Genomic DNA, 13183 nt, shown 5'->3' with positions numbered 1-13183 from the left:
CGCCGCAGGTCGGCTGGTCCGTGGTGTCCCGTAGGTGGCCCGAGGGGGCCTGAAGCGATCACCGAACGGCGGCATAGGCTGTTCCGGTGCGTCTCGTGATCCTCGCCCCGCCGGCCCGCTAGCGGGCGGCCCACTCCACCCACTCCGGCCTGACGGGACCAGCCCGCAGCCGGGGCGATGACTGCCGCCCGCGTACCCCGCGGACCCGAACCGGCAACTCATCGTGGAGTACCTACGCATGACCTCGAACGCCGCCGTGCCCTTCCGGCACGGCCTCCTGTCCATCTCCGCCGCCGCCGTCGCCTGGGGCGTGGGCGGCGCCGTGTCCGCGCTGCTGATGCGCACCGGCGGGCTCGGCCCGGCGGGCGTCTCCTGCTGGCGCTTCGGCGTCGCCGCGCTCTGCCTGGTGCTGCTGCCGAGCCGTGAACCGCGCGGTGAGCGCGGCACAGCCCGGTGGCGCGCCGCCGGGCTGACCGGACTCGCCCTGGCGGTCAGCCAGTGCGCCTACTTCGGCTCGGTGCGGTACGCCGGGCTCGGGCTGGGCACCCTGATCACCATCGGCGCCGGCCCGGTGTTCACCAGCCTCGGGGCCCACCTGCTGATCGGCGAGCGGCTGACCCGTCGCGCCGCGGCCGCGGTGGCCCTGGCCCTGGCCGGCCTCGCCCTGCTGGTCGCCGCCCCGGCGGCGGGCCCGCGCCCGGCGCTCGGCGTCGCGCTGGCCGTCCTCGCGGGCGCCGGCCAGAGCGGCCTCACCCTCTGGGCCCGCGGCGGCGGCTCGGCCAGGGCCGGTACCGGCGCCTTCACCACCGGCCTGCTCTGCCTGCTGCCGCTCGCGGCCGTCCAGGGCGCCCAGGGCGTCCTGCCGACGGGCGGGGACCCGGTGGTGAGCGCGGTGGCGCTGCTCTTCCTCGGTACGGTCCCCACCCTGTTCGCCTACCGCTGGTACTTCACCGGCCTGACCGCCGTGCCCAGCACCACGGCCGCGGTGCTGGTCCTGTTGGAGCCCGCGACCGCGGCGGTGATCGGCGTGCTGTTCCTCGGCGAGCCGCTGACGGCGGGCCTGCTGGCGGGTTCGGCGCTGCTGCTCGCGGCCATCGCGGCGCTGGCGCGGCCGTAGACCGGCGGGCGGTGGGCGGCGGCCACCCGGGCGGGCGTCCTGTGGTCGCCGGGGGGCCTGGCGGCGTGCTGTCGTGGTCCGCATGAACAGCTCACTCCCGGCCCGGTCGGCCGCCGCGGCCGCCTCCGTCCTCCTGCTCGCCGCCGTCGCCGGGGGCGCCGCCGGGGCCTTGCTCGCCGCCGCAGGACCGGCGGCGGCGAGCGGGCGCCGGGACGTCACCGCCGACCAGTGCCGGAGTGCGGGCGGGCACGTCGAGGGCAGCGGCTACTGCGTCGACGCGGCCGGCGACGACGCCTGGGGCCAGCCCATCGACGGCCAGGCGATCAACCCGGATCCGCGCCCCGGGGAGGAGTGAGCACGGCCGGGCGCCCCGCCCCCGGGCAGGGGAGCGGGGCGCCGTCCCCACCGGCGTCACGGCACCGGGCGCAGGGTGACCGGGGCGGGGGTGAGGGAGCGCAGGACGAGGTCGATGTGCACCCTGGCGGCGCCCGCGCGGTGCAGGGCGGCGGCGATCGCCCGTAACTCCTCGGGGCCGGTACAGGCGAGGCGCAGCTCGAGGTCGGCCTCGCCGGCCAGGGCCAGACCGCTCTGGACGGCCGGGAACTGCGCCGCGAGACGGTCGAAGTCGAGCGGGACCGGTCCGTGGCTGATCCGGGCGATCGCGTGCAGCGCCCGGGCCGGCCGGGCCCGCCCCGGTCCCGGCCGGCCCTGGGCCGGATCGTCCGGGACGAGCTGGAGCGGGGCGGTCACCGGTGCTGGAACTGGACGGTCGGGGCCGGGGCGACGGGGGCGGTGCCGGGCGGGGCCGTCAGGGACCGTGTGGTCGCGGACGGCGTGGACACGGAGGGGGCGACCATTCGCGGGTCCAGCACCAGGGTGTCGATCCCGAGCGGGGCGGTGAGCTCGCGGAGGGCGGGCTCGGCGAGCTCGGTGTGGGCCTGGCCGGGCCCGAGGAGGGCGGCGAGGGCCTCGGGGTTGGAGAATCCGACCGCGCAGCGGCGGCCGTCGCGCAGGCGGAACAGGCGGAGGGCGGTGGTGCTTCCGGTGCCGGAGGTGGTGACCGGAACGTGCCAGACGACGCGGGCCATGCGGATGCTCCCGAGTGGGGTGGTGGTGCCTGCCGGAACTACTGCCTCGACGCTAGGGCGGCCCGGCCCGGGGATCCCCGGTCCTGACGCGCCGTTGACCGAATGGGGTCGTGCGTTGACGCACTCCTGACGCCCGGCTCACCCGACTGGCCAAACCACTGCCCGGGCCCTCCGCTTGCCACGCGTCCCGACCCGGACCACCGTGGAGTTCGGCCTCCCTCGCCTCCCCCGGTCACGCCCTCCGCCGGACCGGTGGGCGCCCGAAGACGGGGGGAGGTGGAGTCGGAGGCCTGTGACGAGATATCTTGACGTCAAGACGTTGGAGACGTGAAGCGGAGTACCGATGACTGACTCGACCATCATCTATACGCACACCGACGAGGCTCCGGCCCTGGCGACCTACTCGTTCCTGCCGGTGGTCCAGGCCTACGCCTCGACCGCGGGTGTGCGGGTGGAGACCCGCGACATCTCCCTGGCCGGGCGGATCATCGCGAGCTTCCCGGAGCGTCTGACCGAGGCGCAGCGGATCGGCGACGCGCTGGCCGAGCTGGGTGAGCTGGCCAAGACGCCGGGTGCCAACATCATCAAGCTGCCGAACATCTCGGCCTCGGTGCCGCAGCTCAAGGCCGCCATCGCCGAGCTCCAGGCCCAGGGCTACGCCCTGCCGGACTACCCGGACGACCCGCAGACCGACGAGGACAAGGACGTCCGCGCCCGCTACGACAAGGTCAAGGGCAGCGCCGTCAACCCGGTCCTGCGCGAGGGCAACTCGGACCGCCGCGCCCCGCAGTCGGTCAAGAACTACGCCAAGACCCACCCGCACCGCATGGGTGCCTGGTCGGCCGACTCCAAGACCAACGTCGCCACCATGGGTGAGAACGACTTCCGGTCCACCGAGAAGTCCGCCGTGATCGCCGCCGACGGTGCGCTGCGCATCGAACTGCTCGGCGAGGACGGCACCACCACCGTGCTGCGCGACAAGGTGTCGGTGCTGGCCGGCGAGGTCGTCGACGCCTCGGTGATGCGGGCCGCCGCCCTGAACGAGTTCCTGGCCGCGCAGGTCGCCCGTGCCAAGGCCGAGGGCGTGCTGTTCTCGGTGCACCTCAAGGCCACCATGATGAAGGTCTCCGACCCGATCATCTTCGGCCACGTGGTCCGCGCGTTCTTCCCGAAGACCTTCGCCAAGTACGGCGAGGTGCTGGTCGCCGCCGGTCTGAACCCGAACAACGGCCTCGGCGGCATCCTGGCCGGCCTCGACAACGTGCCGCACCTGGGTGCCGAGATCAAGGCCTCCTTCGAGGCCGAGCTGGCCGAGGGCCCGGCCCTGGCCATGGTCGACTCCGACAAGGGCATCACCAACCTGCACGTGCCGAGCGACGTCATCGTCGACGCCTCGATGCCGGCCATGATCCGCACCTCCGGCCACATGTGGGGCCCGGACGGCAAGGAGGCCGACACCCTGGCCGTGCTGCCGGACAGCAGCTACTCCGGCGTGTACCAGGCCGTCATCGACGACTGCCGCGCCCACGGCGCCCTGGACCCGGCGACCATCGGCTCGGTGCCGAACGTCGGCCTGATGGCCCAGAAGGCCGAGGAGTACGGCTCGCACGACAAGACCTTCGAGATCGCCGCCGCGGGCACCGTCCGCCTGGTCGACACCGAGGGCAACGTGGTGCTGGAGCAGGCCGTCCAGCCGGGCGACATCTTCCGCGCCTGCCAGACCAAGGACCTGCCGATCCAGGACTGGGTCAAGCTGGCCGTCACCCGCGCCCGCGCCACCGGCGTCCCGGCGGTGTTCTGGCTGGACGAGACCCGCGCCCACGACGCGGTGCTGATCGAGAAGGTCAAGCAGTACCTGCCGGAGCACGACACCGCCGGCCTGCAGATCGAGATCAAGTCCCCGGTCGAGGCCACCAAGTTCTCGCTGGAGCGCATCCGCCGCGGCGAGGACACCATCTCGGTGACCGGCAACGTGCTGCGTGACTACCTGACCGACCTGTTCCCGATCCTGGAGCTGGGCACCAGCGCCAAGATGCTGTCGGTCGTCCCGCTGATGGCGGGCGGCGGCCTGTTCGAGACCGGCGCCGGCGGCTCCGCCCCGAAGCACGTCCAGCAGCTGGTCAAGGAGAACTACCTGCGCTGGGACAGCCTGGGCGAGTTCTTCGCGCTGGCCGCCAGCTTCGAGCACCTGGCGAGCACCACGGACAACGCCCGCGCCCAGGTGCTGGCCGACACCCTGGACCGCGCCACCGGCACCTTCCTCAACGAGGACAAGTCGCCGAGCCGCCGCCTCGGTGGCATCGACAACCGCGGCAGCCACTTCTACCTGGCCATGTACTGGGCCCAGGAGCTGGCCAAGCAGACCGCCGACGCCGAGCTGGCCCAGGCCTTCGCCGGCCTGGCCGCGACGCTGACCGAGCAGGAGTCGGCCATCGTGGACGAGCTGATCGCCGTCCAGGGCTCGCCGGTCGACCTCGGCGGCTACTACCAGCCGGACGCGGCCAAGGCCGCCGCCGTGATGCGCCCGTCGAAGACCTTCAACGAGGCGCTCGCCAACCTCGGCTGATTCCGGTCGAGTCGAGCTGACGAAGGCCCCGGGTCCGGATCGGACCCGGGGCCTTCGGGCTGTCCCGGTTCAGGCGCGGCCGAGCAGGGCGAGGGCGGTGCCGACGGCCTCGCGCAGCAGGAGGTACGGGCCGTGCGCCAGCGGGCCGTCCGCGCCGAGCACCGCTGCGGGGGCGCCGGCCCGGCGGGCGGCCAGCGCGGAGCGGACGGTGTGGAAACCGTTGGTGACCACCGTGCAGCGGTAGCCGGGGCGCTCGGCGGCCATCAGGGCGGCGCTGAAGCGGAGGTTCTGGGCGGTGTTCACGGCGCGCTCCTCGCGCCGGATCCGCTCGGCCGGGACGCCCCTGGCCACCAGGTAGCGGGCCATCGCGGCGGCCTCGGTGCACTCCTCGTGCGGGCCCTTCCCACCCGTCACCAGGACCAGTGGGGCATGCCCGGCGGCCTCCTCGGCGGCGAAACGTTCCAGCGCGGCGTCCAGCCGGGCCGCCAGCGGGGCCGCGGGCTCACAGCCGTCCAGCGCGGCGCCCAGGACCACCAGGTAGTCCGAGCCGGTCGGCGCGGGCCGGCGGTGGCGGTGGTACAGCGCCAAGCCGAGGAAGCCGAGCAGCCAGAGCAGGACGTACCCGCAGAGCAGGACGGCGACGATCAGCAGGACGTGCATGTCTGTTCGAACGCCCGCGCCGGAACGACCGTTCCGCACCGGGTGGCACCGCTGTCCCGGGCCCCGGTAACGGCGGGACCCCCGTTCCGGAGGCGGAACGGGGGTCCCGGGAACGAGCGTTCCGCGGCGGAGGGCGGGCCTCAGCCCGCGTCGGCCGCCGGGGCGGCGCCGGCGACCGGGGCGGCCGGAGCCGCACCCGCGCGGCGGTCGCGCTTGTGCAGCGAGGCCAGGTAGGCGTTGTACGCCTCCAGCTCGGCGTCGCCGGTGCGCTCCTCGGAACGGTCGCGGCGGCGGGCCTGCCGCTGCTCGGAGCCCATCCACTGGTAGACCAGCGCGATCAGCACGATCGCGGTCGGGATCTCGCCGAACGCCCAGGTGATGCCGCCGGCCAGCTTCTGGTCCTCCAGCAGGTTCGTCCCCGGTGGTGCGCCCTCCACGGTGAAGGTGGTGACCAGCGGGTGGCCGGCCATCATCACCGCCACGCCGAAGAAGGCGTGGAACGGCATCCCCATGAACAGCTCGATGATCCGCATCACGTGGCCGGGGCGGTGCGGGCCCGGGTCCACGCCCATGATCGGCCAGAAGAAGGCCAGACCGGTGAGCAGGAAGTGCACCATCATGAAGATGTGCCCGAGGCGGTACTGCATCAGGAAGTCGAACAGCGGGGTGAAGTAGACCCCGTACAGGCTCGCGATGAACATCGGGATGGTGAACGCCGCGTGCGACACGATCCGGATGTACCGGCTGTGCAGCAGCGCCACCAGCAGCTCGCGCGGCCCGCGCGGACGGCCCTTGCCGGCCGGGCGCAGCGCCCGCAGGGCCAGCGTGATCGGGGCGCCGAGCAGCAGCAGGATCGGCGTCAGCATGGAGAGCACCATGTGCTGGATCATGTGCGCGCTGAACAGCACCATGCCGTAGTCGTTCAGCCCGGTGCAGGTGACCAGCAGCATGCTGGCGACACCCAGGGCCCAGCCGACCATCCGGCCGATCGGCCAGCGGTCGCCGCGCCGGTACAGCCGGACCACGCCCGCCGCGTACAGCGCCAGGACGACGAGACCGCCGAGCAGGAACACCCAGTCCGGGGACCAGGTCCAGACGTTCGACAAGGTGAACGGGCCTAGTTGGGTCATCCCGCCGTGGTGGTGCATTCCTGACATTCCGTCGCCCATCGGCGGGTCCTGCTTTCCGTCCTCGTGGTCCCTGGTGCGGGTCCGGTTCGCCCCTTTTGCTTGGCATACAGCCTAGGCGGGCCTTACCTCGGGCCTACCCCCGCCCCCTCCGTACGGGTGGCTCCCCACCGCGCGCCCGTCCTGGCCGGACCGACCGACCGGTCGGCAGGGAGGCTCGGAGAACGGCGACGGAACACGGGTCGGCGGCGCACCCGGGCCGGCAGCGCGGTCGGGGTGCTCCTCTGCACGCCCGTGACGACCAGGACGTCGGTCATCGTGCCGGCACCGCCGGCCGATCCCGCTCAGAAGGCGATCGTGAGGTTCGGGGGCGGGAAGGGGGCCGGCGGTCGTCACCGGGGCCGTCCCCAGTCGTGCCATGCGGTCACGGCGCCCTGGGACTGGGGTCTTTCCACGGTTCGAACGGACCGGGTCCGGTGCTGTCCTGTCGGGAGTGCCCACCGAAGCGAAAGGCCACTCCATGAGCCAGCCGATGAACGCCCCGGCGAACCGCCGGACCCTGCTGCGCACGGCTGCCGTGCTGCCCGCGGTCGCCGCCGCCGGCACCGCCCTCGGCGGCACAGCGGCAGCCGCCCCGACCGGCACCCCCGGCCTCCCCGACTTCGCACCGGTCCCGCCCGCGGCGAAGGGGCCGGCGATCAACGACGCGGGCTACCACGTCGGCCGGATCGACGGGAACCTCCACTGGGTCACCGACGGGAACTACCAGGCGATGTTCCTCAGCACCCGGGAAGGCGTCGTCCTGGTCGACGCCCCGCCGACCATCGGGCACAACCTGCTGCGGGCGATCACCGACGTGACGCGGGCCAACGGCCGGCCGTCGCGGGTCACGCACCTCGTCTACTCGCACTCGCACGCCGACCACGCGGGCGCCTCGTCGATCCTCGGCAAGGACGTCGTGCGGATCGGCCACGCCGAATGCCGGCGCCTGCTGCTGCGCGACGGCGACCCGAACCGTCCCGCGCCGACCGTCACCTTCGAGGACCGCTACACACTGGAGGTCGGCGGCGAGTGCCTGGAGCTGGCCTACCACGGCCCCAACCACAGCCCGGACAACATCTTCATCCACGCGCCGGAACACCGGACCCTGATGGTCGTCGACGTCCTGTACCCGGGCTGGGTGCCGTTCAAGAACCTCGCGGTCTCCCAGGACATCCCGGCCTGGCTGCGGGCGCAGGACATCGCCATGGGCTACCCGTGGCGGACCCTGGTCGGCGGCCACCTCGGCCGGCTGGGCGTGCGCGCCGACGGCGACCTCCAGCGCGCCTACACGGCCGACCTCGAAGCCTCCTCCCGGGCCTCGATGAACCTGGACCCCACCCCGTACTTCGCGAAGTACGGCCCGCAGGGCAACTCGTGGGCGATCTTCAAGACCTACCTCGACGCGGTGGCGGAGCGGGCCGCCGCACCGGTGATCGCGAAGTACACCGGCGTCCTCGCCGCGGCCGACGTGTTCACGCTCGACAACGCCGCGGCCATGGTCGAGTCCCTCCGGATCGACGCCGGGACCCTCGGCCCCTTCAGCACCCGCCCCTGACGTGTCTCTGCCGCTTCGTCAGGAGCGGCCCGAGTGCCACCCGATCCGGTTCCCGAGAAAGGGCACACGACCATGACCGGCCCGACCCCCGTCCTCTTCATCCACGGCCTGTGGCTGCACAGCGCCTCCTGGCAGCCGTGGATCGACCTCTTCCACGACGAGGGCTACGCCCCGTCGGCGCCGGGCTGGCCCGGTGACCCGGACACTGTGGAGGAGGCCCGGCAGAACCCGGAGAGCATCGCCGACCACGGCATCGACGACGTCGTCGAGCACTACGCGACGATCATCCGCGGCCTGGCAACACCGCCGATCCTCATCGGCCACTCCTTCGGCGGCATGATCGCCCAGAAGCTCCTCGGCCAGGACCTGGCGGCGGCGGCCGTGGCGATCGACGCGGCCCAGATCAAGGGCGTCCTGCCGCTTCCGCTGTCCGCACTGCGGTCGACGCTGCCGGTGTTCAAGAACCCGGCGAACAAGCACCGCGCGGTGTCCCTGACCGCCGAGCAGTTCCGCTTCGCGTTCGGCAACGCGCTGAGCGAGGAGGAGTCCGACGGGCTGTTCGAGCGGTGGACCATCCCGGCACCGGGCAAGCCCCTGTTCGAGGCCGCCGCGGCGAACTTCAACCCCCACTCGCCGGCCAAGGTCGCCACCGCCAACTCCGGACGCGGCCCGCTGCTGCTGGTGTCCGGCGGCAAGGACCACACCGTCCCGGAGTCGGTCACCCGGGCCACGCTCAAGCAGTACCGGCACTCCGAGGCGGTCACCGAGTTCATGGCCTTTCCCGACCGCGGGCACTCGCTGACCATCGACAGCGGCTGGCGCGAGGTCGCGGACGCGGCGCTGACCTGGCTGCGCCGCCAGAGCCGGCAGGCCTGACCACCTCGCGGACGGCGGCACGACCGACGTCCGCCGAACCCGGCACCCAGCCAGGGGTCGCCGATCCTCCGTCACCCGTCACCCGCCCTGGAGCGCCCAGTGAGATTCCCCCTGCCCGGAACCCGCGGCAACCGCCGACTGCTCGGCGCGGCCCTGGCCGTGGCCGTCGCCGTGGGCACGACGGCGGTCAGCACCGCCGCTGCCCCCACGTCCGCCTCCTCCCTCTCGTCCGCCGGTGAACGGATCCCCGCGGGGTTCAGCGAGCACCGGACCCGGGCCGGCGGCATCGGCCTGCACTACGTGACCGGCGGCCACGGGCCGACGCTGGTGCTGCTCCACGGCTACCCGCAGACCTGGTACGAGTGGCACCGCATCATGCCCGCCCTGGCCGAGCACTACACGGTCATCGCCCCGGACCTGCCCGGCGCCGGGCAGAGCGACGCCCCGCCCTCGGGCTACGACAAGAAGACGATGGCCGCCGAGCTGCACGCGCTGCTGGTGTCGCTCGGCAAGGACGACGACGTGCGGATCGTCGGCCACGACATCGGCACGATGGTCGCCTACTCCTACGCCGCGCAGTACCCCGCCACCGTCAAGAAGCTGGTCCTCAGCGAGGCGCCGATCCCGGACCAGGGCATCTACCAGTTCCCCTCGCTGACCGAGCGGGGCCCCGGGGTCTGGAACTTCGGGTTCTTCAACCTGACCGACGGCCTGCCGGAGAACATGATCCGGGGCCGTGAGGTCACCTGGACCGCCGGCTTCATCGGCGGGTTCGAGGGCGTTCCGGGCGCGGTGAGCCAGGACGACATCCGGGTGTACGCCCACTACCTGCGCGACCCCGCCCACCTGGCGGCAAGCCTGGCCTGGTTCCGGGTGTTCCCGCAGGACATCCACGACGACGAGCGGTTCCAGCGGACCCCGCTCCCGATGCCGGTGCTCGCCATCGGCGCGTCGGGCAGCCTCGGCCCGGCCGTCGGCGACCAGGTCAAGGCGTACGCCACCGACGTCACCGGCGTGACCGTCCCGAACTCCGGCCACTGGATCTACGAGGAGCACCCCGAGGAGCTGACCGCCGCACTGCTCGACTTCCTCGGTCGGCCCTGACCATCGAGGACCGGCTCCGGGGCGGCGGGACCACGCGACGACGCGCGGTCCCGCCGCCCTCGCCGCGGGAGGAGAACGACCCCTGCCTGAGACCCGCAGCCACGGGCCCGTGCCCGCGCTGTGATCCGTCGGAGTCCAGGAGGCGGGCCCTACCCGGAGGTCGAGGAACCGTCGGCGAGCCGGGTCGGGTCGAGGGCGGTCGGGTCGAGGGCGGTCGGGTCGAGGGCGGTCGGGTCGAGGGCGGCGGCGATCTTCCGCCGCGAGGTGATGCCGAGCTTGCGGAACACCTTGTTCAGGTGGAACTCGACCGTCGAGGTCGTGATGAAGAGCCGGGAGGCGATCTCGGCGTTGGTCAGTCCCGACACGGCCAGCAGCGCCACCCGCCGTTCCTGGGGGGTGAGATCGAGCCTGGTCCCCGGGACGCGTCTGCGCGCCGTCTCCCCGGTCGCGAGCAGCTCGGTCCGGGCCCGTTCGGCGAACAGCGCCGCGCCCCCGGCCTCGAACTGCTCGTAGGCGGCCCGCAGCTGGACCCTGGCCTCGGTGCGGCGCCGGCGCCGCCGCAGCCACTCGCCGAACAGCAGGCGCGACCGGGCCCGTTCCGCGGCCAACGGCACCCGCCCCAGCAGATCGACCGACTCCGCGTACCACCCCTCCGCCTCGTCGCCCTCGGCCACCAGCGCCCGGCACCGGGCCAGCAGCCCCAGCGCCCACGGCGTTCCGGCGAGCGGCGCACGCTCCTCCAGTCGCTCCAGCGCACGCGCCGCCGTGCTCCGGTCGCCGGTGCGGACGGCGGCCTCGACCAGCAGCGGCAGCACCTGGTTGCCCTGGGACGGCGCGTCCTCGCGGCAGACGGTCAGCGCATGGCGCAGCGCCTCCTCGTAGCACCCCCGGCCGAGTTCCAGGACGCAGAGTGCGTGGAGCGCCAACTGGCGCAGCAGGCCCAGTCCGTGGGCACCGGCGACGGCCTCCGTCATCGCCGCGGCGGCGCGCGCCTCGGCCTCCCGGCCCGTCCACGCGTACAGCAGGGCCCGGCGCAGGTCCCCGTGCGTCGTGAGCCCGATCGCGGTGGCGTAGTCGTCGGCCTCCGCGTAGAGCGCCTCCGCCACGTCCGGCCGGCCGTTCCAGATCTCGGTGTACGCCAGGTCCGACAGGGACAGGCTGAGGCCGTAGAGCGCTCCGTTGCCGCGGTCCACGGCCGCCAGTCGGCCGACGATCCCCACGTACGCCTCGATGTCCCACACCTCGATCGCGGCGATGCTCACCATGACGCTGAACGGGCTTGCCGTGTTGCGCGGTTCGGCCGCGGAGCGGAGCCGGGCCAGGGCCGCCCGGATGGCCGTCACGCTGCCGCGGTAGTCGCCGGTCGAGCGCAGGCACAAGCCTTCGATCAGCCCGCCGGGGCTCCAGGCCGGGTCGTCGGGCTCAGGCGGGGCGGCCGTCACGGCCCGGGCCACGGCGGCCGAGGTGGTGCGGTAGACCGGGCCTCCGGCGATGAGGGCGGCGTGGACGGCTTCGTAGAGCAGTTCCCGGGTCGTTCGGGGGTCCGCGTCGCCGAGTTCGGCCACGGCGTCGAGCATCATGGCCGGGACCCGGTCGATCCGGGTGTTGAACAGCTCGACCGTGGCCCGGATGCGCAGCGCGCGGGCCCGGGCGGCGGGACGGTCGAGGGCGGGTACGGCAAGGTCGAGCAGCGGTTGCACCGCGGCGTGGTCGCCGGAGGCCAGGTGGGCCTCGGCCGCGGCGAGGTAGCGTTCGGCGCGTCGGGTCGGGTCGGTGGTGAGTTCGGCGGCCCTGGACAGGAACAGTGCCTGGGCGCAGTGGCCGCCCCTGGCCCGGGCCCGGTCGGAGGCGGCATCCAGGTCCGCCGCCGCGGAGTCGTCGGGGCCGGGGACCGCCTCGGCCCGGTGCCACGCGCGCCGGTCGGGCGCGCGGGCCGGATCGCTGGCCGCCGCGAGCGCGGCGTGGACCCGCCGCCGGTCCTCCCCGGAGGCGGCCGCGTAGACCGCCGACCGGATCAGCGGGTGCCGGAACCCGCCGCCGGCCCCGTGGTTGAGGATTCCCGCGTCGACGGCCGCGGTGGTGGCCCGGGCCGGCAGGCCGAGCACGCCCGCCGCCTGCCACACCACCGCCATGTCGTCGGTCGGCGCCGCCGCCATCAGCTGGAGCAGTGTCCGGGTGTCCGGGGGCAGGGCGGCGACCGACTGCCGGAAGTGCTCCTCCAGCAGCCTGCCCACCGGCAGTGGCTCGGGCACCGGCGCGACCCCGGCCAGCTGTTCGGCGCCCAGGTTGGCGCCCAGTTCGATGAGCGCCAGCGGGTTGCCCCCGGTGCCGGCCACGATCCGCTCCGCGACCGCGGAGTCCAGGTGGCCGGGCACGGCGAGGGCGAGCAGGTGCCGGGCGTCGGCGGCGGGCAGCCCGCCGACCCGCAGGTGCGGCACGGCCTCGAAGAGTGTGCGGCCGCCGGGGTCGTCCCTGGCCGCGAAGATCAGGCCCAGCGAGTCGGCGTGCAGTCGCCGGGCGACGAAGGCCAGCGTCTCGGCCGATTCCCGGTCGAGCCAGTGGACGTCGTCCACCAGGCAGAGCATCGGCTGCTCGGAGGCGACGTCGGAGAGCAGGGTCAGGGCCGCGAGGGCCACCAGGTGCCGGTCCGGCGGGGCGGCGTCGGCCCGGCCGAACGCCGCGTTCAGCGCGTCCCGCTGCCTGCCGGGCAGCCGGTCGACGCGGTGCAGATGCGGGCGCAGCAGCCGGTGCAGCGCGCCGTAGCCCAGCGGCTGTTCGGCCTCGACGCCGACCAGCCTGGTCAGCTCCACGCCGGCGGCCAGGGCCGCCGCGTGGTCCAGCAGCCGCGTCTTGCCGATCCCGGCCTCGCCCACGAGCACCAGGACGCCGCCGAGCCCCTCGCGCACCGCGTCGAGCAACCGTCCGATCACCTCGCGTTCGGCCGAGCGGCCGACCAGTGGCCGTCCCGCGCCGGTCCGCGGCCCGTGCCCCGCCATGGAGACCCCCTCGTCCTCGCAACCCCGACGGGGGAACGGTAGGCGCACCGTG

11 protein-coding genes are annotated in these 13183 nt (G+C 73.9%); 6 read left to right on the top strand and 5 right to left on the bottom strand.

Annotated features, from left to right (window positions below; translation table 11 throughout):
* The first annotated feature begins 238 nt into the window (after window positions 1–238).
* Window positions 239–1117 carry an EamA family transporter gene (locus ACWDBE_RS02830; protein ID WP_449787509.1) on the top strand — a complete coding sequence of 293 codons (879 nt, stop codon included), beginning with the start codon at window positions 239–241 and terminating at the stop codon, window positions 1115–1117.
* 82 nt (window positions 1118–1199) lie between these two features.
* Window positions 1200–1472 carry a hypothetical protein gene (locus ACWDBE_RS02825; RefSeq protein ID WP_449787508.1) on the top strand — a complete coding sequence of 91 codons (273 nt, stop codon included), beginning with the start codon at window positions 1200–1202 and terminating at the stop codon, window positions 1470–1472.
* Between the two features lie 56 nt (window positions 1473–1528).
* Here ACWDBE_RS02825 and ACWDBE_RS02820 read toward each other — a convergent pair whose 3' ends face one another.
* A complete protein-coding gene (locus tag ACWDBE_RS02820) occupies window positions 1529–1867 on the bottom strand; it encodes a hypothetical protein (RefSeq protein ID WP_449807034.1) in 339 nt (112 codons plus the stop codon).
* A complete protein-coding gene (locus tag ACWDBE_RS02815) occupies window positions 1864–2205 on the bottom strand; it encodes an SAV_915 family protein (protein WP_449787506.1) in 342 nt (113 codons plus the stop codon). Before ACWDBE_RS02815 ends, ACWDBE_RS02820 begins: the two co-directional genes overlap by 4 nt.
* Before the next feature lie 343 nt (window positions 2206–2548).
* Here ACWDBE_RS02815 and ACWDBE_RS02810 point away from each other — a divergent pair, with 343 nt between their 5' ends.
* The gene (locus tag ACWDBE_RS02810) at window positions 2549–4771 is read left to right on the top strand and encodes an NADP-dependent isocitrate dehydrogenase (protein ID WP_449807033.1); all 2223 of its coding nucleotides are present in this window, start codon (window positions 2549–2551) and stop codon (window positions 4769–4771) included.
* A gap of 69 nt (window positions 4772–4840) precedes the next feature.
* Here ACWDBE_RS02810 and ACWDBE_RS02805 read toward each other — a convergent pair whose 3' ends face one another.
* Together ACWDBE_RS02805 and ACWDBE_RS02800 are read right to left on the bottom strand one after the other, a co-directional pair.
* Window positions 4841–5431 carry a YdcF family protein gene (locus ACWDBE_RS02805; RefSeq protein WP_449787504.1) on the bottom strand — a complete coding sequence of 197 codons (591 nt, stop codon included), beginning with the start codon at window positions 5429–5431 and terminating at the stop codon, window positions 4841–4843.
* Window positions 5432–5571: 140 nt separating this feature from the next.
* Complete coding sequence (locus ACWDBE_RS02800; protein ID WP_449787761.1) at window positions 5572–6579, bottom strand: cytochrome c oxidase assembly protein; 1008 nt, start codon at window positions 6577–6579, stop codon at window positions 5572–5574.
* 499 nt (window positions 6580–7078) lie between these two features.
* On the opposite strand from ACWDBE_RS02800, the gene ACWDBE_RS02795 reads away from it, so the two are divergent.
* From ACWDBE_RS02795 to ACWDBE_RS02785, 3 genes are all read left to right on the top strand, one after another.
* On the top strand, window positions 7079–8155 hold the full coding sequence (locus ACWDBE_RS02795) for an MBL fold metallo-hydrolase (protein WP_449787503.1): 1077 nt from the start codon (window positions 7079–7081) through the stop codon (window positions 8153–8155).
* Window positions 8156–8227: 72 nt separating this feature from the next.
* The gene (locus tag ACWDBE_RS02790; protein ID WP_449807032.1) at window positions 8228–9031 is read left to right on the top strand and encodes an alpha/beta hydrolase; all 804 of its coding nucleotides are present in this window, start codon (window positions 8228–8230) and stop codon (window positions 9029–9031) included.
* 99 nt (window positions 9032–9130) lie between these two features.
* Entirely contained in the window at window positions 9131–10135 is a 1005-nt protein-coding gene (locus tag ACWDBE_RS02785) for an alpha/beta fold hydrolase (protein WP_449807031.1), read from the top strand.
* Window positions 10136–10284: 149 nt separating this feature from the next.
* On the opposite strand, the gene ACWDBE_RS02780 is transcribed toward ACWDBE_RS02785, so the two are convergent.
* The gene (locus tag ACWDBE_RS02780; protein WP_449807030.1) at window positions 10285–13131 is read right to left on the bottom strand and encodes an AAA family ATPase; all 2847 of its coding nucleotides are present in this window, start codon (window positions 13129–13131) and stop codon (window positions 10285–10287) included.
* Window positions 13132–13183 lie beyond the last annotated feature (52 nt).

It is taken from the genome of Kitasatospora sp. NPDC001132, assembly GCF_053598415.1.
Note: the sequence above shows the minus strand (reverse complement) of the source record. Positions and strands in the feature narration are given on the sequence as shown.

Excerpts from the sequence above, each read along its gene's own strand:
- ACWDBE_RS02805 (WP_449787504.1), bottom strand. The coding sequence starts at position 5,431 with ATGCACGTCCTGCTGATCGTCGCCGTCCTGCTCTGCGGGTACGTCCTG.
- ACWDBE_RS02790 (WP_449807032.1), top strand. The coding sequence starts at position 8,228 with ATGACCGGCCCGACCCCCGTCCTCTTCATCCACGGCCTGTGGCTGCAC.
- ACWDBE_RS02815 (WP_449787506.1), bottom strand. The coding sequence starts at position 2,205 with ATGGCCCGCGTCGTCTGGCACGTTCCGGTCACCACCTCCGGCACCGGA.
- ACWDBE_RS02800 (WP_449787761.1), bottom strand. The coding sequence starts at position 6,579 with ATGCACCACCACGGCGGGATGACCCAACTAGGCCCGTTCACCTTGTCG.
- ACWDBE_RS02780 (WP_449807030.1), bottom strand. The coding sequence starts at position 13,131 with ATGGCGGGGCACGGGCCGCGGACCGGCGCGGGACGGCCACTGGTCGGC.
- ACWDBE_RS02830 (WP_449787509.1), top strand. The coding sequence starts at position 239 with ATGACCTCGAACGCCGCCGTGCCCTTCCGGCACGGCCTCCTGTCCATC.
- ACWDBE_RS02825 (WP_449787508.1), top strand. The coding sequence starts at position 1,200 with ATGAACAGCTCACTCCCGGCCCGGTCGGCCGCCGCGGCCGCCTCCGTC.
- ACWDBE_RS02810 (WP_449807033.1), top strand. The coding sequence starts at position 2,549 with ATGACTGACTCGACCATCATCTATACGCACACCGACGAGGCTCCGGCC.
- ACWDBE_RS02795 (WP_449787503.1), top strand. The coding sequence starts at position 7,079 with ATGAGCCAGCCGATGAACGCCCCGGCGAACCGCCGGACCCTGCTGCGC.